Origin of the sequence: Psychrobacillus psychrodurans, from assembly GCF_050209195.1 — a bacterium.
In the GTDB taxonomy this organism is placed as follows: Bacteria; Bacillota; Bacilli; order Bacillales_A; family Planococcaceae; genus Psychrobacillus; species Psychrobacillus psychrodurans.
This window is the reverse complement of record NZ_CP189791.1, coordinates 1113706-1135530: the sequence shown is the minus strand read 5'-3', so window position 1 is coordinate 1135530 and position 21825 is coordinate 1113706. Positions and strand designations below refer to the sequence as shown.

Annotated in this window: 19 protein-coding genes and 1 other annotated feature; of the genes, 4 read left to right on the top strand and 15 right to left on the bottom strand. The window is 36.1% G+C overall.

Features of this window, described 5'->3' with window-relative positions:
- Positions 1-285: 285 nt before the first annotated feature.
- The 5 genes from ACQCPR_RS05215 to ACQCPR_RS05195 form a co-directional block, all read right to left on the bottom strand.
- Entirely contained in the window at positions 286-1218 is a 933-nt protein-coding gene (locus ACQCPR_RS05215; protein ID WP_427138412.1) for an ABC transporter ATP-binding protein, read from the bottom strand.
- Positions 1218-2282, bottom strand: a complete 1065-nt coding sequence (locus ACQCPR_RS05210; RefSeq protein WP_093494282.1) for an ABC transporter ATP-binding protein — start codon at positions 2280-2282, stop codon at positions 1218-1220. Before ACQCPR_RS05210 ends, ACQCPR_RS05215 begins: the two co-directional genes overlap by 1 nt.
- 15 nt (positions 2283-2297) lie before the next feature.
- On the bottom strand, positions 2298-3317 hold the full coding sequence (gene opp3C, locus ACQCPR_RS05205; protein WP_427138411.1) for an oligopeptide ABC transporter permease: 1020 nt from the start codon (positions 3315-3317) through the stop codon (positions 2298-2300).
- Positions 3317-4249, bottom strand: coding sequence for an oligopeptide ABC transporter permease (opp3b, locus tag ACQCPR_RS05200; protein ID WP_427138410.1), 933 nt, complete (start codon positions 4247-4249; stop codon positions 3317-3319). The genes opp3C and opp3b overlap by 1 nt, the downstream gene beginning before the upstream one ends.
- Before the next feature lie 192 nt (positions 4250-4441).
- On the bottom strand, positions 4442-6154 hold the full coding sequence (locus ACQCPR_RS05195; RefSeq protein ID WP_427138409.1) for a peptide ABC transporter substrate-binding protein: 1713 nt from the start codon (positions 6152-6154) through the stop codon (positions 4442-4444).
- A gap of 237 nt (positions 6155-6391) precedes the next feature.
- On the opposite strand from ACQCPR_RS05195, the gene ACQCPR_RS05190 reads away from it, so the two are divergent.
- Positions 6392-6739: a DUF3899 domain-containing protein gene (locus ACQCPR_RS05190; protein ID WP_427138408.1), complete on the top strand. Its 348-nt coding sequence runs from the start codon at positions 6392-6394 to the stop codon at positions 6737-6739.
- Between the two features lie 48 nt (positions 6740-6787).
- Positions 6788-7001 (top strand) — a binding site (T-box leader).
- Positions 7002-7055: 54 nt separating this feature from the next.
- Positions 7056-8048 (top strand): tryptophan--tRNA ligase, encoded by a 993-nt coding sequence (gene trpS, locus ACQCPR_RS05185; RefSeq protein WP_427138407.1) that lies wholly within the window; start codon positions 7056-7058, stop codon positions 8046-8048.
- Between the two features lie 239 nt (positions 8049-8287).
- Here trpS and ACQCPR_RS05180 read toward each other — a convergent pair whose 3' ends face one another.
- From ACQCPR_RS05180 to ACQCPR_RS05150, 7 genes are all read right to left on the bottom strand, one after another.
- On the bottom strand, positions 8288-10135 hold the full coding sequence (locus tag ACQCPR_RS05180) for an oligopeptide ABC transporter substrate-binding protein (protein ID WP_427138406.1): 1848 nt from the start codon (positions 10133-10135) through the stop codon (positions 8288-8290).
- A 63-nt stretch (positions 10136-10198) separates the two neighbouring features.
- Positions 10199-11107 carry an ABC transporter permease gene (locus ACQCPR_RS05175; protein ID WP_340879283.1) on the bottom strand — a complete coding sequence of 303 codons (909 nt, stop codon included), beginning with the start codon at positions 11105-11107 and terminating at the stop codon, positions 10199-10201.
- A gap of 30 nt (positions 11108-11137) precedes the next feature.
- Positions 11138-12100, bottom strand: coding sequence for an oligopeptide ABC transporter permease (opp4B, locus tag ACQCPR_RS05170; RefSeq protein ID WP_427138405.1), 963 nt, complete (start codon positions 12098-12100; stop codon positions 11138-11140).
- Position 12101: 1 nt separating this feature from the next.
- The gene (locus tag ACQCPR_RS05165; protein ID WP_241596284.1) at positions 12102-13049 is read right to left on the bottom strand and encodes an ATP-binding cassette domain-containing protein; all 948 of its coding nucleotides are present in this window, start codon (positions 13047-13049) and stop codon (positions 12102-12104) included.
- Positions 13046-14035: an ABC transporter ATP-binding protein gene (locus ACQCPR_RS05160; protein ID WP_427138910.1), complete on the bottom strand. Its 990-nt coding sequence runs from the start codon at positions 14033-14035 to the stop codon at positions 13046-13048. Before ACQCPR_RS05160 ends, ACQCPR_RS05165 begins: the two co-directional genes overlap by 4 nt.
- A gap of 423 nt (positions 14036-14458) precedes the next feature.
- Entirely contained in the window at positions 14459-15694 is a 1236-nt protein-coding gene (fabF, locus tag ACQCPR_RS05155; RefSeq protein ID WP_427138404.1) for a beta-ketoacyl-ACP synthase II, read from the bottom strand.
- Positions 15695-15722: 28 nt separating this feature from the next.
- On the bottom strand, positions 15723-16658 hold the full coding sequence (locus ACQCPR_RS05150) for a beta-ketoacyl-ACP synthase III (protein WP_090563233.1): 936 nt from the start codon (positions 16656-16658) through the stop codon (positions 15723-15725).
- A 164-nt stretch (positions 16659-16822) separates the two neighbouring features.
- Between ACQCPR_RS05150 and ACQCPR_RS05145 the strand changes: the two genes are divergently transcribed.
- Positions 16823-17011: a YjzD family protein gene (locus tag ACQCPR_RS05145; protein ID WP_090563235.1), complete on the top strand. Its 189-nt coding sequence runs from the start codon at positions 16823-16825 to the stop codon at positions 17009-17011.
- A 221-nt stretch (positions 17012-17232) separates the two neighbouring features.
- Here the strand turns inward: ACQCPR_RS05145 and ACQCPR_RS05140 are convergent, their stop codons facing one another.
- On the bottom strand, positions 17233-19368 hold the full coding sequence (locus ACQCPR_RS05140; RefSeq protein ID WP_427138403.1) for an ATP-dependent Clp protease ATP-binding subunit: 2136 nt from the start codon (positions 19366-19368) through the stop codon (positions 17233-17235).
- 144 nt (positions 19369-19512) lie between these two features.
- Between ACQCPR_RS05140 and ACQCPR_RS05135 the strand changes: the two genes are divergently transcribed.
- Positions 19513-20247: a Crp/Fnr family transcriptional regulator gene (locus ACQCPR_RS05135; protein ID WP_427138402.1), complete on the top strand. Its 735-nt coding sequence runs from the start codon at positions 19513-19515 to the stop codon at positions 20245-20247.
- Between the two features lie 187 nt (positions 20248-20434).
- Here the strand turns inward: ACQCPR_RS05135 and ACQCPR_RS05130 are convergent, their stop codons facing one another.
- Positions 20435-20755, bottom strand: a complete 321-nt coding sequence (locus tag ACQCPR_RS05130) for a metal-sulfur cluster assembly factor (protein ID WP_090563238.1) — start codon at positions 20753-20755, stop codon at positions 20435-20437.
- A 240-nt stretch (positions 20756-20995) separates the two neighbouring features.
- Positions 20996-21754 (bottom strand): prolyl oligopeptidase family serine peptidase, encoded by a 759-nt coding sequence (locus ACQCPR_RS05125; protein WP_090563239.1) that lies wholly within the window; start codon positions 21752-21754, stop codon positions 20996-20998.
- Positions 21755-21825 lie beyond the last annotated feature (71 nt).

The window sequence follows — 21825 nt, the reverse complement described above, 5'->3', positions numbered from 1 at the left end:
GTTGAATCTATGAAAGAAAGTGCCATTAGTCCAAAAGTAAGATAAATTACTAGAATTTATTAAAGTTACTCTGTCTGTACCCATAATTACTTGTTTTAAACCTTTTCAGTATATAATTTTTTAGTTACTTTTTAATAAGTCATTATCCAGCGGGATAAGTTAGAAAGTACTTATAGCAGAAATTAATGTTTTAGGTTCCACTATAAATTAGTTAGAGAAATCTTATACTTTCTTCAATAAATAACGACCATTCAGGGTTGAATGGTCGTTGATTTATAATACTTATCAATTTGAAATAGTTTGTAAAGTTGCAAACTCTTTTTCTGAACAATATACAAAATGTCCAGGTGTTACTTCTCGCATAGCTATCTCTTCTCCATCTTGATAATTATGAGAGGCAGAATCATATGATTTACGTACACGAGTACGCTCATAATTTGGATCAGGAAGTGGTATTGCAGACAACAATGATTGTGTGTATGGATGCATTGGATTATTGTATAGGTCCTCTGCAGGAGCTAGTTCTACTAGTTTCCCAAAATACATTACACCAATACGATCGGAAATGTATTTAACCATAGATAAATCATGTGCAATAAATAAATAAGTTAAGCCTTTTTCTTCTTGTAATTCTTTTAATAAGTTTACTACTTGCGCTTGAATAGAAACATCTAGTGCAGAGATTGGCTCATCGGCAATGATGAATTCTGGGTTAACTGCTAATGCTCTCGCAATTCCTAGACGTTGACGTTGACCACCAGAAAATTCATGTGCATAACGATCTGCATGCTCGCGATTCAAACCAACTGTTTCTAATAATTCAACCACACGTTCTTTGCGTTCTTTTGGATTTTTAACAAGTCCATGAATATCTAGACCTTCTGCAATAATATCCAGTACTTTCATACGAGGATTCAAAGATGCATACGGATCTTGGAAAATCATTTGCATTTTACGGTTAAATGACTTTAAATCTTTTTTTGATTTTTTATCATGTACATTTATACCATCATAAATTACTTGTCCATCTGTTGCATCGTAAAGACGGATAATTGTACGACCAGTTGTGGATTTACCACAACCAGATTCTCCAACTAGTCCAAGTGTTTCCCCTTTATAAATATCAAAACTGATATCATCTACAGCGCGAACTTCATTAGGCTTACCTTGATTGAAATACTGCTTAAGATTTTTAATTTCTAGTAATTTTTCAGCCATCAGTAAGTACCTCCTTCCGTTCCTTCATAATAGCGACTGCCTGGAAACTTTTTCATACGTTCTACAATTGCTAGTGGTGGTTCTACTTCTGGCGCATCTGGATGTAACAACCATGTTGCTGCTGAATGAGTATCACTTACCTTAAAGAACGGCGGTGCTTCTTCTAAATCTATTTTTAATGCATAATCACTACGTAGAGCAAATGCATCGCCTTTTGGAGGATACAATAAATCAGGAGGAGTTCCCGGAATTGCATATAATTTTGCTTCTGCTGTATCCAGTGATGGCATCGAACTCAGTAAGCCCCAAGTATACGGATGTTGTGGGTTGTAGAATATTTCATCGACAGTTCCAATTTCTACAATTTTCCCCCCATACATCACTGCGACTCTATCAGCTACATTAGCAACAACCCCAAGGTCATGTGTAATGAAAATGATAGATGTATCTATTTTCTTTTGTAGATCCTTCATTAATTCTAAAATTTGTGCTTGTATTGTTACATCTAAAGCAGTTGTAGGCTCATCCGCGATAAGAATCTGTGGATTACATGCTAAAGCAATAGCGATTACAATACGTTGGCGTTGCCCACCTGAGAATTGGTGAGGATATTGTTTAATACGAGCTTCTGGTTTAGGCATACCTACTAAGCGTAAAAGATCAACTGCCACTTTACGTGCTTCTGTTTTACTAACCTTCTGGTGCTTTAAAATTGGTTCCATGATTTGGTTACCAATTGTCATCGTTGGATTTAAAGAAGTCATTGGATCTTGGAAAATCATCGAAATATCTTTCCCACGAATCTTTTGCATCTCTTTGTCCGATAGCTTAGTCAAATCTTTCCCGTTAAACAAAATTTGACCATTTTTAAATTCTGAACTTGATTCAGGCAATAAACGCATAATTGCCTTCGTTGTAACTGACTTACCAGAACCAGACTCTCCTACAATTGCAAGTGTTTCTCCTTTTTTCAAGTCGAAGTTAACACCACGGATGGCTTTGACTTCACCAGCAAATGTATGGAAGGAAAGCTCTAGGTCATTAACTTCTAATATCTTTTCCATTATGCTTTCCTCCTATTAGTCTTTCATTTTTGGATCAAGTGCGTCACGTAATCCATCACCAAGTAAGTTAAATGCAATCATTAGTAAACTAATAATAATAGACGGATACAAGAGAATATGTGGTTGGAATTGAACCAATTTGTAACCATCGTTAATAAGAGTACCTAACGAAGCTTCAGGTGGTTGTAACCCTAATCCAATAAAGCTTAAAAATGCTTCAAAGAAAATGGCACTTGGAATTGTGAACATTGTATTGATAATAATTATCCCTAAAATATTTGGTAAAATATGTTTGGTAATAATACGACCATCTGTTGCACCTAATGTACGTGATGCTAAAACAAACTCTTGGTTTTTGAATTTTAATACTTGGCCACGTACTATACGGGACATCCCTATCCATCCTGTTATAGTAATCGCAATAATAATTGCGGTTATCCCTGGGTCCATGACCATAATCATGAGGATAACAATTACAAGTGTTGGAATGCCGTAAAGTATTTCTACTATACGCTGCATAATATCATCGACACGACCGCCATAATAACCAGATATCCCACCATAAGCAACTCCAATAACCATGTCAATTAAAGCTGCTACAAAAGCGATAAATAAAGAAATTTGGGTACCTTCCCACACACGTGAGAATAAATCCCTTCCTAAACCATCCGTACCAAACCAATAGTACGTATCTACTTTCTTCATTTCATATAAGTCTACTTCTTTACCTGCTAGAGTACCAACACCATCCATTATTCCAAGTTTTTCAATTCCAGGAACTTTTGGCGGTAGGTTAGCATGGGTGATTGTTTGTGTTGATGAATCATGTGGGCTAATCATTGGCCCAACAAAAGCCATAATGATGATAAAAGCCAAAATGAATATACTAACAATCGCTGCTTTGTTTTTACGAATTCGTAGCCAAGCATCCTGCCAGAAACTTAAACTTGGTTTTGTAATACGCTCTGCATGACTTGCGTCAATATGAACTCTTTCAAAGGAAGCTGCAGGTGGTTTTTGTAAGTCGTGTTTCATTAATCTTTACCTCCTGACAAACGAATACGTGGATCAATGATGCCATAAAGTACATCAACTAAGAATATTATGACAATTAGGAATACAGAGAAGAATAATGTTGTTCCCATAATTATAGAGAAGTCATTAGACATAATAGATTTAACAAACTGCTCACCGATACCAGGAATTGCAAAGATTTGTTCGATAACAAGCGAACCTGTTAACAATCCTGCTGCAAGTGGCCCTAAAACTGTAACTAGTGGAATCAATGCATTACGGAATGCATGCTTAAATGCGACTTCAAATCCATTCGCACCCTTAGATTTTGCTAATGTTATATAATCCGAACTTAAAACTTCAATCATCTCTGTACGTATAAAACGTGATGACGTAGCTAGTGGTCCCATTGCTAAAGCAATAGATGGTAGTATGCTGGACTTCCAACCGTCATTCCATAAAGCTACCGGGAAAAGTTCCCATTTAACTGCCAACCAATATTGAAGAAATGTTGCGAAAACGAAAGATGGAATTGAAATACCAATTATAGCTACAAATGTGCTACCGTAATCCCAAATAGTATTTTGCCTTAATGCTGCAATCATACCTAATAGTATACCTATTGCTACACCTAGCACTAAACCTTGAGTTCCGAGTAACATAGATGGTCCTAAACGATCAATGATCAAATCTGTTACGCTAGCATTTTTAAATTGGAATGAGTTGCCTAAGTCACCTTGTGCCAAATTTAACATGTACTTTGCGTATTGTACTGGAATCGGTTGATCTAATCCGTATTTCGCTTCAACTAACGCAAGTTGTGTAGAGTTAAGTTTTGAAGCAGAGCTAATCGGGGATCCTGGAAGCGCCTTCATTAAGAAAAATGTCGCCGTCGCAATCAGGAAAAATGTAATAAACATATAAAAAACACGACGAATAATGTATTTTGCCATCTTTGCACCTCCTAAAAAGATATTTTTAACTTATATACTACTAATATATATAAACAGATAAACTAGGTAATTGTCAAAATCAAATTATTAATATTAAATATTTCGTGAATTCAGATTCATTTAAAAAGAGAGTACATGGTCCATTAGGATACCATATACTCTCTAACTATGAGATTTTAAAGCTTGTAAATTTTACTTAGTTTTACCTTCTATATAAGCCCATTTATAGCTATAGTCTCCACCGAATGGGTGAGCAACAATACCTTTAACATATGGTTTTACTAAGAACATAAGACCGCGTTGATAGATTGGTCCAACTGCATAATCTTGGTCTACGATTATTTTTTCAGCTTTAGCCATAGCTTCCCAACGTGCTGGTAAATCTAAAGCTAGTGAACCATTAATATCTTGTAATAATTGGTCATACTCAGGATTAGAGTAAGACATTTGGTTGTTACCGCCGCCAGTTTCCCATAGACTTAAGAACGAGAATGGATCTTGGTAGTCAGGTCCCCATCCAGCAACTTGAATGTCGTAATCTTGGTTAGTATCTAAGTCCAAACGAACATTGAATGGTACTTCTTTAAGAGTAATAGTTAAACCTGGTAAATTAGTTTCTAATTGAGATTTTAGGTATTCATCCATTTTTTTAGAAGTTTCAGTGTCTCCACCAAGAATTTCTAGAGTAAGTTCAGTAACACCTAGTTCTTTTAAGCCTTTGTCCCATGCTGCTTTTGCTTCGTCTACATTAAACACAGCCATGTCTCCATTAACTTCACGGAAATCATTTCCATCTTCATCGAAAGCAAATTCACTTGGTACGAAAGAATATGCTGCAGTAGAACCGTTAGCTAATACTACAGACGCTAAGTCTTCTTTGTTAAATGCTTTAGTAATTGCTTCACGAATATTTACGTTAGCAAGTGGAGTTTTTTCTCCTAAACGTTCTTGATTGTATTTGAAGTAGAAAGTTGAAGTATCTGCTTCTAATAATAATTCTGGGTCAGCAGCATATTGCATTGCATATTCACCAGTTAGACTTGTACGATCTTTTTCACCATTTGTATATAAGTTTACAGCAGTTGAATTTTCTTTTACTACATCATAGTTAATTTCAGTAAGTTTTACGTTTTCTTTATCCCAGTACTGCTCATTTTTAAGTAGTTGCCAAGATAAACCTGTTCCGTCCCAGTTAGCTAGAGTAAATGGTCCGTTGTATAAAACTGCATCAGAATTTTTCGCGTAGTTTTCACCTTGCGCTGTAACGAATTCTTCTTTTTGTGGTAAGTATGTTCCAAATGACATAAGTGATAAGAAGTAAGGAATCGGTTTTTCAAGCGTTACTTCTAATGTTTTTTCGTCAAGCGCTTTAACACCTAATTCAGTGTATTCAGCTTCACCATTAGAAATAGCAGTAGCGTTTTTAAGAACTCCGTTCATCATGTATGGACCGTATTCAGATGCAGTATCTGGGTTCATAGCACGTTTCCATGCAAATTCAAAGTCATTTGCAGTTACTGGAGTACCGTCAGACCAGTTAGAATCACGTAGAGTGAATGTATAAACTAATCCATCTTCAGAAACAGTTGGTTCACCATCAGAGATTGCAGGAACAGCAACATTTTCTTGATTCAAACGGTATAAACCTTCGTTTACGTTGTTAAGTAGATCGAAACCAACTGCATCAGTTACTAGAGCTGAGTCCATTGTTGGAATTTCGGCAGTTTGTATCAAGTTTAAAACTTGTTCCTCATCTGCTGCTACTTCTGTTTCTTCAGTTGTTGCATCTTTATCGTCTGTGTCTGTAGTTGTATCTTTAGCATCTTCGTCGCCACCACAAGCAGCTAGGAATAGACCAACAACTAACAGTAGGCTTAAAAGCCATACAAGCTTGCTATTCTTCAAAAAAATAACCTCCTTAAATATTCAGAAAAATTCATTACAATATTTATTATACATTTTCTTTTGAGCTTGTACAGGTTTTTTTAAAATATTTTTACAATAGTGTAACAAAATCATTACATTGTCCTAACAATTGTGAATGTTTGGAAAAGAAATTGTTTATTTTTGTTAATTTAAATAATCAATTTTTTGCATATTTTCTGAGTCTATTTTATAATTTAAAATTGATAGAGGTGAAATATGAAAAAAAAATTGATATACTTTCTTGGTTGTCAGGTAATTATTTTTGCGCTAATGCTTTTAGTTTATAAAAATATTCAACTCATCCCTTACATAAACATGTCCTTTTTTGTTGGTGGAACAATTACTTTTGTTGGTTTAATGACATATGTCGTATCAGGTGGTTTTTTTGACTTTTTTACTGAAAGTACACGTAAAGTCTTTACCCCTAAACATATGAAAAAAGAGGCAGAACAGATGCGGTTACCGTCTCAGATATTTTCTTTTCCACATAAGCCAATTATTGCATTAGGTCTCTCTAGCTTATTTTGTATGTGTATCGCTTTATTCATTTATTATAGTAACTAGGAGTACTTGATTTTTGAGTTCCTTCTATATATAATAATCAAAACAAAATAATGAGCTTTGAGGAAGAAAAGTACATTTACCTATGTATGCTTAGAGAGTCTGTGGTTGCTGCAAACAGATCATACTTTAAATGGAATGGGCTTCTGAGCAGTATATGTGAAAGTAAGTAGCATATACCGTCCCCTTCACGTTACGAAGAAGAGTGGCTAATTATTTTAGCAAGCTGGGTGGTACCACGGATTTAACATCGTTCGTCCCTTTTATAGGGATGCATGATGTTTTTTTATTTTCTAAATAAGAAAAGGAGACTCGAAAAATGAAGAAAATTTTTTCAGGCGTACAGCCAACAGGTATTATTACCCTTGGGAATTACATCGGTGCTTTCAGACAGTTCACTGCATTACAGAATGATTTTGATTGTGTGTTTTGTATTGTAGATCAACATGCTATTACAATTGCACAGGATCCAAAAGAATTGAGCGGTCATATACGTTCCTTAGCAGCGTTATATATTGCAGTCGGTATTGATCCAAAGAAGTCTACATTATTTGTGCAATCTGAAGTTCCTGCACATGCACAAGCAGGATGGATTATGCAGTGTATCTCTTATATCGGTGAATTAGAAAGAATGACTCAATTTAAAGATAAGTCTACTGGTAAAGATGCTGTTTCTGCTGCATTGTTAACTTATCCTCCATTAATGGCAGCAGATATACTTTTGTATCAAACAGATATCGTACCAGTTGGAGACGATCAAACCCAACATGTTGAATTGACACGTGACTTAGCTGAAAGGTTCAACAAACGTTACGGAGAGGTATTTACAATTCCTGAAATACAGTTACCTAAAAATGGGGCTCGTATCAAATCCTTACAAGACCCACTAAAGAAAATGAGTAAATCAGATCCAAATCAAAAAGCTACGATACGCCTTTTAGATAGTCCAAAGGAAATTGAAAAGAAAATTAAAAGCTCTGTTACAGATTCTGAAGGTATCGTTACATTCGATCCTAAAAACAAACCCGGCGTTTCCAATTTATTAACCATTGAATCCGCTTTAACGGACGTTTCAATTTCTACACTTGTACAAAAATATGAAGGAAAAGGATATGGAGACTTTAAAGCTTCTGTAGCTGGTGTTATAATCGATCATCTTACTCCTATTCAACAAAGATATGAGCAGTTGCTAAACTCTTCTGAACTAGATGAAATTCTAGACTTAGGAGCTACAAAAGCACAGGCTATTGCAAATGATACATTGACTAAGATGGAAGCCGCAATGGGCCTCGGAAGAAGACTACAACGGTAATAGATAGTAAGGCTAGGCATAAAAATACAAAGTCTGTTGACTCTATCATATACATGAGTACAGATCTCCATGAGTATCCTAGTGATAAAAAGTTTAAATAAAGTACTAAGTGAGAGCAGCTAATTACTGCTATTCCATAACTGATTAAAAATATTAATAGTCTTATTAGTATCACATCCTTATAAGACTATATGAAAAACCGCTGCTAAACTTTCATTTAGCAGCGGTTTTTTTATATACTATTTTACTGGAGTATCAGCAAGTAACTCGATCTCGTAAGGATCGATTTCTGTTTCATGACCGAAGTCATAGTTTTTCACACGATTATTAATTGGACGTAACTCGTAACGGAATTGTAATGGAATAACAGCAGAAACATCTGCCATATATTCTTGCCATTCACGGAACTTATCAGAACGGAACTTAGGATCAAGTGCGTCCTTAGAATCGATATCAGTTAATAGACCTTCTAAAGCATCTGATGTGTAACGGCTGAAGTTATAAACTGCTGTTTTAGAGTATAGTCCAGCTGGAGATGGATTTGTACCCGTACCCCATGCGCCCATAAAGATGTCAATTTCTGGATCATCTGCTTGGACTTTATCGTAGAATGTGTTGAATTCGATTAGACGACCTGTAGCTAATTGTACATCTAAACCAACTTCACCCCAATTTTGTAAGTAATAAGAGATTACTTGTTCTTGAGTTTCATCACCAGCCATTGCAGCAAGTTTGATTGATAATTTTTCCCCTTTAGGGTTTTCACGAAGACCATCGCCATCTGTATCCTTATAACCAGCGTCGTCTAAAAGTTTAATAGCTTTTTCAGCGTCATAGTTATATCCTTCTAATGAACCATCATAGAAAGATTTGAAAACAGGTGGGATTAGAGAGTTAGCACGTTCACGTAAATCGAAGTAGAATACTTCATTAACTTGCTCAACGTCTAAAGCATAACCCATTGCTTGACGTAATACTTTGTCACCCATTTTCGCTTCTGCTTCATTTGTAATTGCAAGACTTGCGTCATAATCATATTTACCAAGTTTGAATCCTAAATATGAGTAGTATAATTCTTGACGACCAAGGAGTGTAATATTTTCAAGATCTTTTATATTTTCATATGCGCTCGTTGGGAATGAAAGCGCCATGTCGTACTCACCAGTCTCAATAGCTTTAGCAGCTGATGAACTTGGAACAGTCTTAACAATTACACCATCAAGTTTTGATTGACCTTTCCAGTAGTGCTCATTGCGTACAAATTGTACAGACTCACCTGGAACGATTTTTTCGAATTTGAATGCCCCTAAAGTAACTGGGTTTTTACGTATTGCGTCATGTTCAAGTAGTTCTGCAACAGGAATATCTTTTAAAATATGACTTGGTTCAGCATAGCCCCATAGTCCATCTCCACCCGAGTAAATTGCAGGCGATACTTTGTTAAACGAAATTTCTAAGGTAGTTTCATCCACTTTTTTCAAACCAGAAATTGTATCTGCTTTTCCATCATGGTATTCTACAGCACCAACGATATTTTGGAAATCAGAATCATAACGAACTCCAGCATAATCAGGGTGACCGATAATAAGGTATGGTTGGATTAAGTCTTCAACTTTAAGAGGTTCTCCATCGGACCATTTTACCCCTTCTCTAATTTTAATTGTTGCTTTATTATTATCTCCATCTACTGTTAATGAAGCAATACCAGTATCAGTTAAAAGGAAATCTCCATCAGTATCAAAAAGTGAGTTACTAGCAAATTGCATAATCTCATCATCATAAGCATCTTCATATAGTACATAAGCGAAAATACCTTGGAATGGAGAATCGTTTACTAATGCAACTTGTAAAGTTCCACCTTCAATAGCTTCTCCTTCATTATCCAATACTACTGGAAATAAATCATCTGAAGCAGGTTGTTCAGCATCTTCTTCTGCACCTTCTTCTGGATCTTCTTTAACTGTATCCTCCTCTGTTTTGTCCGGCTCATCAGCAGGTTTTGCTGAATCATCATCTGAATTACAAGCGGCAAGAACTAACATAAGAGTTAACAGCAGTGCCAATAGAGCTATAAGCTTTTTATTCATTCTTTTTCCTCCTTTTTTTATCTCTTTATATATATCAAACGCACTTGCGTCTAATAACAGTTTTTAACCAAGTCTTTGACGTGCATCAGCAGATCGTCGAATGGCCTGACCAACGTAATTGATCGCTAACATAAGTAATAAGATTAGTAACGCTGCCGGTAACCAGTTCCACCATGCATTTTCCATAATGAATGGATCGAACGCATAGCTTACAAGTGACCCCAAACTTGGTGTAGAGGGTGGTAAACCAAAACCTAAAAACGATAGTCCAGTTTCTAATCCTACATTTCCTGCAAAGTTCAAGGTCATTTCTACGATTAATATAGAGCTTAAATTTGGCATCATTTCTTTGAAAATAATGACGAAATTATTTGTACCTAACGTTTTCGAAGCACTAATATAATCTCTCCTACTTTCAGTTAGTGCCTTGCTTCGAATAAGCCTCGCAGTACTAACCCATAAAAATACACTCATGATCAAAATAAACGTGAAAATAGTATATTTTGGAACCATAGTTACAAATACAATAATGATCATTAATGTCGGAATAGTAATGAAGAAATCGATAATGCGCATGAAGATATTATCAATCCATCCTCCAAAATATCCTGTCACTAAACCAATTACAACACCTATAAAACCAGTTATGAGCGTAACTGCAATTGCAATTGTCAAAGAGTTTCGTGCACCTACTATTAATTGTCCAAGGATATCACGTCCACCTTTATCTGCTCCTAACCAGAATTTTTCTCCTGGTTCTGCTAGCTTGTCTCTTAAACTTATTCGCATCAATTGTGTTTGGTCTATTTGGGCGGCCCAATAATAAATTCCTCCAATCACAATAATTAAAGATATAAGCGAGAACATAGCTAGTTTATCTTTCATAAACTCCCGCGCTATAACTTGAAAACCTGTCGTGGGAGAGCTTGCTTTCATCTCTTTGGTTGGTTCAATAGCTTCAGTATTTTTCATGTTCTGGACTCTCCTTATCCATTATTTTTGTTAGTCAATCCTAATTCGAGGGTCAACAATGCTCATGATGATATCGGATAATAGACTTCCTAATAATGTTAAGAATCCAAAAAGCATAACAAGTGCTGTAATTACACTATAATCACGCCCACTTATTGCCTCAATGAACAATTTACCCATACCTGGATACCCAAAAATGGTTTCAATAAAGATAGATCCGGTTAAAAGTCCAGTGATCGTGAAACCTAAGAATGCTGCAATCGGTAACAATGAGTTACGGAATATGTGACGTGAGTATACTTTGTTGATAGGAATACCTTTACTTCTTGCGGTACGAACATAATCCATCGTTTTCGAATCGATAATTTCCGTGCGTAAATACTGAATGATTGCTGTAGTAGCAAGTAAAGCATAGGTAATGGCTGGTAATAATATATGGTAGAACTTACTCCATAAGTAGCCGAGCGTACCTGAGTCGTATTTGATATCTACCGTCCCACTTGTTGGGAACCAACCTAGTTCATAACCGAAGAAGAACAGATTGATCAACCCCAAAATGAATGTTGGTATTGCATATACGATAAAACTATAGAAAACAATCGTTTTGTCTAGGAATGAATCGTGGTATCTACCAGATAATACTCCTAAAGGAATAGCGATTAAATATAGTAAAAAGACACTAAGTAAAGATAACCATAATGTATGCATTGCACGGTCTCCGATTAAATTAGCTACCGGCACGTTAAATGTGTAACTTCGTCCGAAGTCTCCTTGGAATGCATTTCCAATCCAATTCACATATTGGACATACCATGGATCATAGAAACCAGCTTTAATCCGAAGCTCCTCGAGCCTAGCAGGATCAGTTTGTGGAGTGATTAGTCCAGTGAAAGGGTCACCAGGCATAAACTTTGCCATAATAAATATTAAAAGACTAAGTACAAATAATTGTGGAATCATGATAAGAATTCGTCTAATTATTGTTTTCCACATACTACATGCCCCCTTTATTCTGAGCATTTGTTGCTACTTGATGTGTTTCGGAAATAGTTTGTAAATCAAATACTCTTCCATTTTCATCATAATAATCATGATGATTCGTTAAATAGTCTACTTCTACCGCTCTTCGAATTTTCTTTCGCTCTTCGCGGTTTGTTGGATTTACCTCCGGAATTGCCGAAAGTAATCTCTTTGTATATATATGTTGAGGATTTGTATAAATGTCTTTCCTATTACCGGACTCTACAAAACGCCCTTTGTACATAATCGAGATATTATCACACATATGTTTGACTACTCCAAGATCGTGGGATATAAATAAGAAACTTAACCCAAACTCCTCTTGGATATCTTTTAAGAAGTTTAAAACCTGTGCTTGAACTGATAAGTCAAGTGCGGATACTGGTTCATCTGCAATAATTAGTTTAGGATTACTGGCAATCGCTCTAGCAATACCGATACGCTGCTTTTGTCCACCTGAAAATTCATGTGGATATTTAAGTCTTGCTTCCTCGTTCATACCTACAATTGCTAGTAATTCATTAATTCTTTTTCTTTCTTCACCAGGAGAAAGTTTTAAAAAGTTCCGAATAGGTTCTGCGATGATATCCTGTACTCGTTTACGGGGATTCAAACTAGAATGCGCATCTTGGAAAATCATTTGAATGTCTCGGTTATAAGCTGAATTTCTGCCTCTAGCTTTGTTTGTAACATTTTCACCTTCATAAATAATACTTCCAGATGTAATTTTCTCTAATCCTATAATAGATTTTCCTGTTGTAGATTTCCCACAGCCTGATTCACCTACTAATCCGTACGCTTTCCCTTTTTCAAATTCTAGACTTATTCCATCTACCGCGTACACATTGTCCACTATTGTATTGAAAAATCCTCCACGGATAGGGTAATGCACTTTTAAGTCCTTAATTTGCATGAAACTCATAGAGAATTACCTCCTTTTTCACTCTCAAAGTGAAAGTGTTGCCAGCATGTACATCTAACAAGATGACCCGGAGATACTTCATGCATATTTGGATTTTCCTCATGTGCCTCTGCCGGAATCCACGGAATACGATCTGCGAATCTACATCCTACTCTCGGTAATTTTACTAATGATGGGACCATCCCTTGTATTACTTGGAGCTTTTCATTCTCACTATTCATCTGTGGTATAGAATTTAGTAGAGAACGTGTGTAAGGATGTCTAGGATTTGCAAATAACTCTTCTACAGGAGCCTCTTCAATAACCTGACCTGCATACATAACCGCAACACGGTCTGCTGTTTCTGCTACTACACCTAAATCATGTGTGATTAATATGATACCTGCTCCAGTTTCCTTTTGAAGCTCTTTCAACAGATCCAAAATCTGAGCTTGAATAGTAACATCAAGTGCAGTTGTTGGTTCATCAGCTATAATGATATTCGGTTTACAAGAAATAGCGATCGCAATAATAACACGTTGTCTCATCCCACCCGAAAGTTGGTGGGGAAATTGTCTAGAAATTCGCTCTGGGTTGGGTATTCCTACTTGTTTTAACAGTTCTAAAACTCGGTTATTTCGCTCTTGTTTTGACATTTTAGTATGATACACAAGTCCTTCTTCTATCTGCTCTCCAATTCTCATTAATGGGTTTAAAGCAGATAGCGGGTCTTGGAAAATCATTCCTATTTCTTCCCCACGAACTTCGTTTAACTTTTCCTCTTCCAATAGCGCAAGGTTTTTCCCCTTATAAAGAATTTCTCCTTGGACTCTTGTCTTGTTATGATCATACAATCCAATGATAGAAGTTGCTAAAGTAGATTTCCCACAACCTGATTCACCAACTATTGCAAGTATTTCATTTTTTCTTAAGGTGATGGATACACCATCAACCGCATCGTAATATGTATCTTTTATGCGAAAACCAGTATGTAGGTCTTGTATCATTAAAAGCTGATCTAAGTTGTTCAACGTATTACTCCTTTCAATCATCACTTTTCTAAACTATTAATTTAGCAAGATAATTACTTATTCAATTTTTACATTTTTCTGTTTATTTAATTCTTAAGATAAAGTCTATTACAGTTTTATTACAATCGCAATATTATTTTTTTATTATTTACTCAATTTAGTCTTTTTTGAATATTTGGTCACGCTATAAATCTATTAATACCAATACATTTGGATCTCTTTTAATAGTTAAAATTATTTTTTGCAATATTAACCATTCGTCATGTTTCAACAAATTATCTTATTAAAACGTTGTTCTCTCGTCTAAAGCACTAGTGTTACAACGCTTTAAATCGTTGATATTTAAACATATAAAAAAGCATTTCCAAATTTTACTTGGAAATGCTTTTTGAGAAGAATTTATATTTTTTTGAATAAAATACTTGCATTATGTCCACCAAAACCTAATGAATTACTCATAGCGAACTCAATATCCGCTTTTCTAGCGGCATTTGGCACATAATCTAAATCACATTCTGGATCTGGAGTTTCTAGATTCATCGTCGGTGGTAAAATTCCTTCTTTTAATGCTAAAACAGTGAAGATTGCTTCCACTCCACCAGCGGCTCCTAGAAGATGACCCGTCATTGACTTTGTAGAACTCATCGCAAGTTTATATGCATGCTCTCCAAAAACAGTTTTCACTGCCATTGTTTCAAAATGATCATTATAAGGAGTGCTCGTTCCATGTGCATTTATATAATCGACTTGCTCTGGTGTGATTGTCGCATCCTCTAACGCTTGTTTCATCGCACGTGCTGCTCCTTCTCCACCCGGAGCTGGAGCCGTAATATGATGCGCATCACCTGTGGAACCATATCCGATAATTTCTGCATAAATTTTCGCACCACGAGCTACGGCATGTTCATATTCCTCTAAAATAATAATCCCTGCACCTTCTCCGATTACAAATCCATCACGATTGGCATCGAATGGACGAGAAGCTTTTTCCGGATTAGTATTTAACGTAAGTGCTGTATTTGATACAAATCCTGCTACCGACATGTGAGTAATTGGAGATTCTGCACCACCTGTAATCATTACGTCTGCATCTCCACGTTCAATCACCTTAAATGCATCTCCAATAGAATTTGTACCGGATGCACAAGCAGTTACCGAGCATGAATTAATAGCTTTCGCGCCAAAATGAATTGACACTTGCCCTGCTGCCATATCTGGAATCATCATTGGAACAAAAAATGGGCTAACTCGGCGTGCTCCTTTTTCTAAGAAAACACGAAATTGAGCCTCATAAGTTTCCATTCCACCAATCCCAGAGCCAATCCACACTCCTGTACGAAGACCCACTTCTTCTGTAATGGTAAGATTTGCGTCTTCCATCGCCATGATAGATGCAGCTAATGCATAATGGGTAAAACGATCCATTTTTCGTGCTTCTTTTCTTTCGATATACTTTTCAATATCAAAATCTTTCACTTCAGCTGCAACCTTTGCTGCAAATTGTGATGCATCTAGTCTTGTTAGCATACCTACACCAGATTTACCTTCTTTTATACCCGACCAAGTTGTTTCAATATCATTACCTAGTGGTGTAACAGCGCCTAAACCAGTTACTACTACCCTGCGTTTCTTCATGAATTATTCATCCTTCCAAATTGTAAGTTTATTTTCCCCATTTTAGTGCAATTGCGCCCCAAGTTAAACCTCCACCAAAACCAACCATTACAATGACATCATCGTCTTTTACTTTACCATTTTTCACTTCTTCATCTAGAGATAGAGGTATGGAAGCCGAAGATGTATTACCATACTTATGGATCGTTTTAGACATTTTTTCAATAGGTAACCCTAGTCTTTCTCTAGAAGATTCCATTATACGGATATTGGCTTGATGTGGAATTAACATGTCAATTTCTTCTTTATTTAACCCAGCTTTTTCTATTACATTTACAGCAGATTCACCCATCTGTCTTACAGCAAATTTAAAAACTTCTCGTCCGTTCATTTGAAGATGCGGACCTTCTTGCGATAAATGCTTGCCTCCACTACCATCAGCACCAAGCTCGAAGGATAAAATACCACGACCTTCAGAAACTTTACCTATTATCGCAGCGCCAGCACCATCTCCAAACAAAACTGCTGTGTTTCTATCTTCCCAATTAGTAATTTTAGATAGTTTTTCTACTCCGACTACAAGGACGTGTGAGTAAGTATTAGACTCCACAAATTGCTTCGCTGTTACTATCCCATATATAAATCCTGCACATGCTGCCGACAAATCCATTGCAGCGGCATTTGTTGCACCAAGTTGTTCTTGTAGCATAGTTGAAACACTTGGAAATGGTCGATCTGGAGTTACCGTTGCTACAATTATTAAGCCAATTTGATCTGCAGTAATTCCTGCATCTTTTATTGCCTCTTTAGCAGCTTTCACCGCCATATGAGAAGTGTTTTCTTCTGAGTCTGCAATTCTACGTTCTTCTATACCAGTCATCGTTCTTATCCATTCATCAGATGTATCCATTCTTTTCTCAAGGTCTTCATTTGTCAAAATATGTTCAGGTGCATATGTACCTAAACCAATTATTCCTGCATTCATGAATGTTCCTCTTTTCTTATAATCTATTATTAGTACCTGGTATTAATAATAACGAATTTATGTATATTTTTCAACAACAGAGTTTCTTTTACCAAATATTCTTTTGTAATATGCTATGCTATGGTATGATACATATATAAAATTAGCGCCTGAGGTGAAATTACATGCAATATATAATGACATTTGTCTGGTCAGTACTTTTAGTTTCTATGTTAAATTACGTAGTAAGTTCCGTTCAAAACGTTGAGTTTGTATTCATGAATGGTATTATCATGTCCATTCCAGTTGCAATTATGGTTTTAATCATTGCTGCAATCATTCCAAACGAACCAGTAGCTAAAGCACATCACTAAAAAACAGCCTTCCTTCTTGGGAGGCTGTTTTTATATTCCTAAAATTCCTGTGGATTTTGCATGTTCATTTTTATATGAAAGCAATTATAAGCTATTCAAGATAGAAAAGCTCATATACACGTTTTACGAGAAAGCTTGGTGCTAGAGCATATTTTCTTTTCATCAAAAAACCATAGATAAATCACAATTTATAGGTGAGTTATCTATGGTGTATTTACCGATTAGCTCTCAATCGATATTTTTAGTTTATCTTCTTCCATTATAGCCACTATTTTGCTGCCCGGAAGAACGGTACCTCCGATTAAAAGTTTGGCCACTGCTGTTTCTAAATAACGTTGGATGTAACGCTTTAATGGTCTCGCTCCAAATGCAGCATCTGTTCCTTCTTCAACAATCCACTGTGTCACTGATTTATCCACCTGTAACTCAATTTCTTGTTGCTGTAATCGTTTTTGAAGTTGTTTCACGTATTTCTCCGTAATTTTAATAAAATGGTGCGTTGTCAATGAGTGGAACATAATGATGTCATCTAATCGATTTAATAATTCCGGTTTAAAATGCTCACGTAATGCACTCATAACAAGGTTTTCTTCTTGTTCAGAGACTTCCCCCGTTGTATTCGCTAAATATACTGAACCAATATTGGAAGTCAAAATAACAATGGTATTCGTAAAGTTAACAATTCTTCCTTGGCTATCTGTAATTCTTCCATCGTCCATCAATTGTAATAAAATATTAGCAACATCTGGATGCGCTTTTTCTATTTCATCTAGCAGCACTACTGAGTATGGATTTCTACGTACTGCTTCGGTTAATTGGCCACCTTCCTCATAACCGATATATCCTGGCGGCGCGCCAACTAAACGGGAAACACTATGTTTTTCCATGTATTCAGACATATCAATACGGATAAAGTGCTCCTCAGAATCAAATAAGTTAGCTGCTAGTGATTTAGCAAGTTCCGTTTTTCCGACACCAGTAGGTCCTAAGAATAGAAAAGAACCAATTGGTTTATTTGGATCCTTAATACCCGCTCTTGCACGCCACACAGCTTCTGTTACTAATTGAACTGCTTGGTCTTGTCCCACTACGCGCTCTCCTAGTGTTTCTTTCAGCCTTAAAAGTTTTTCTCTTTCGCCCTCAACAAGTTTTGTAACTGGAATTCCCGTCCATCTGGATACGATTGAGGCAATTTCTTCTGCTGTTACTTCTTCGCGCAGTAACCGTGTTTCTGAATCTTCATTGATTTGATTTTCATATACTTGAAGTTCTTTTTCTAGTGTTGGAATTTTCCCATGACGAAGTTCAGCTGCATTGTTTAAGTCGTATTGGTTTTCAGCTTCTTCTAATTCTCGACGATAACGATCCAGTACTTCTCGTTTTTGCTGTATTACTTGAATGGCTTCTTTTTCTAATTGCCATTTATTTCGCATTTCACTAGTCGAAGCCTCTAGTTCTTTCAAATCTTTACGCAATTGTTCTAGTCTTTTCTTACTTGCATCGTCTTTTTCTTTCATTAATGCTTGTTCTTCAATTTGAAGCTGCATCATTTTTCTTGTAACTTCATCGAGCTCCTGTGGCATTGAATCGATTTCTGTTCGAATCATTGCACATGCCTCATCGACTAAGTCGATTGCCTTATCAGGTAAAAACCTTTCTGTAATATAACGATTAGAAAGCTCGGCAGCTGCAACGATTGCCCGATCATGTATTCGCACACCATGATGTAGCTCAAAACGTTCTTTAAGTCCACGTAAAATAGATACTGTATCTTCTATTGAAGGCTCTCTTACCATCACTTGTTGAAAGCGTCTTTCAAGAGCTGGATCTTTTTCAATATACATTCGATATTCATCAAGTGTAGTAGCTCCAATACAATGTAACTCACCTCGTGCTAGCATTGGTTTAAGCATATTCCCAGCATCCATTGCACCATCAGATTTTCCAGCACCAACTATTGTGTGAATTTCATCGATAAACAAAATAATTTGTCCTTCACTATCTTTCACTTGCTTTAAAACCGCTTGAAGACGTTCTTCAAATTCTCCTCGATATTTTGCACCGGCGATTAAGGAACTCATATCAAGCTCAAAAATTTCCTTCTCTTTCAATCCTTCAGGTACATCTTTACGCACAATTCGCTGTGCTAAACCTTCTACAATAGCTGTTTTCCCTACCCCTGGTTCTCCAATTAGTACAGGATTATTTTTCGTTTTTCTTGAAAGGATACGAATAACATCTCTAATTTCCTGATCGCGGCCAATAACAGGATCCATTTTCCCCTCTCTAACTGCAGTTACTAGATTTCTACCGTACGTTTCTAAAGGACTTTTTTCATCTTGTTGTTTCATTTGCATATGCAAACCTCTCCTTATGAAATTAGTTTGACCTTCTTTGACTATTATAAGTATAAGTCCTTAATAATAACTTTGTAAAGAAATATGGCTAATAGTATTTCTCTAATATATCTTCTAAATATGCTATTATATAAGAAGGTGCACATGAAAACGAATGTGAATGAAGGAAAGGAAGTAATAATTATGAATGAACATAGCTCCAATTCACAGGGTATACATGCACTGTTCGAACAATTTGGAACCAACTTAAAAGTAGATAAGGATCGTCCTGTTTTCTTAGAAGGTGAAAGTGCAGAAGATATCTACCTCATCAAAACAGGTACAGTACGCATTAGTAAGGATACTGAAAGCGGTAAGATGTTGACTTTACGAATTACTGGAAATAATACATTTATCGGAGAAACATCTATTTTCTGCGAAACTATTTATCATTCTGTCTCAGCTAATGCGATAGAAACAACTCAATTATTAGTATTACCACGCACAACGTTGGAAAAATATTTATCAGATTGTTCGTCTCTCATGATGGAATGGATTCAAGTAATGCAAATGCATAGTTTGAAAAACGAGACTCGCTTTAGAGACTTGTTGCTTCATGGGAAAAAGGGTGCGTTATTATCCACCTTAATACGATTAACAAATACTTATGGGATAAAACAGGAGGATGGAAGCATTCTCATTGACTATGCTATGACCAATCAGGAGCTAGCCAACTTCTGTGCGACAAGTCGAGAGGTCGTAAACCGAATTTTAAATGATCTAAAGAAAAAAGATGTGCTTTCTTTAGACAAGGGAATGATTACGATTCATGATTTACAGTTTTTACGAACGGAAGTAGAATGTGATAACTGCCCACTTCATATTTGTCGGATTGACTAGTATAGGAAGCTGCTGAAATATTTCAGTGGCTTTTTTTATTGGTAAGATTTTATTTGGTTGAGTTCTGAGTGGGTTGGGTTTACTTCAAGTTGCTGTAGGTGATAAACGGTTTAGATTGGGGTGAACTCCATAATAATAAAAGTCGAATCTTGTATGATTCGACTTTTATTATATATGGTATATTTTATTACCTTACCCCAAGAGCTATTTTAGCGTAGCGGGACATATTGTCTTTTGACCATGGTGGGTTGAAGACAATATTTACATCTGTATCTTTTACTTCAGGTAGTTCACCAAGTGCAGTTTTTACTTGATCGACAATCTGTGGACCCATTGGGCATCCGATGGATGTTAATGTCATTGTAACTTTTGCAATATCTTCATCTGCTAATTGTACATCATATACTAAACCTAAATTGACAATATCAATACCTAGTTCAGGGTCGATAACATTCTCAAGAGCGGCCATCATACTATCCTTCATATCTTGCTCTGTATCTTGACTCATTTTGAAAACCTCCTCTATTCTATTCTGGTTTAACAGGCGGAAATACTACCATCTCAACTTTTCAAAAGAAAATCAGAGGAAATGGTGATAATAAACAGCCTGTAATTCGCCGATTGGTTCGGACCAACAAGATGTTGGTCACTCAGGAATTGCCTAAGTTCCTTTTCCATTAATGGGGATAAAAAAATTCCCAATAATAGAAGTTTCACTTTATATCTTAATCATATCAAACTCGTCAGTTTATGCCAAACTGTTTGCAAGCCACTGCATAGAAGTTAGCATTCCTTTTCGTGATACTGCATGTCCTGCTGATTTTTCATTCATTAGGACTATATTCTGTTTATCATATTGTTTTCTGAGAGCGGCAATGAATTGGGCAGTTGGTTCATATGGTACAACAGGATCCTTTTCTCCATGCCAGAAAAATAGTGGTGTTTCAATAAGGTTATCCGAATGAATTGATGCATCAAAAGTCGATAAGGTGTCGAACATATTTTTCTTCTCTTCTGCATTTAATGGTACTTTGAATCCTTTTTGCTCTACGGAAGCAATTTGCGCTTTGGCAAGTTCTACATAACCAGGTGTTCCCATCATAATAGCAGCAGCATCAATCCAAGGATATGCCGTTAAACAACCTAAAGTAGTAATCCCACCCATAGAAGTTCCACCGATACCAATTTTTTGTCCGTTGAAATAGCCACGCTTTTCTAATTCATGCTTAATATGTCCAACTTCTTCAATAGAAGTTAAAACAATTTCCCAAAAACGTAAGCTGATTTCTACATCATCTAATTTCTCGTCTCGTTCTCCATGCAAATGTGCATCTGGTAGAATGACTCGACAACCTTGTTGAACAAGCTGATATGCATAATGTAGGTTATGCTCTTTTCCACTTTCAAATCCGTGTAAAAAGATGACAATTGAAGCATCTTTTTTTGTATCTTCTTTATAAATATGTAATAAAGGAATGTTTCCCCATGCCTCGGTTGTTACTATCATTTATATCCCACCTTTCTTCTATTATTATTCTACCAAAGTAATCTAGAGAGTACAAAGAGGCTGATTTTACA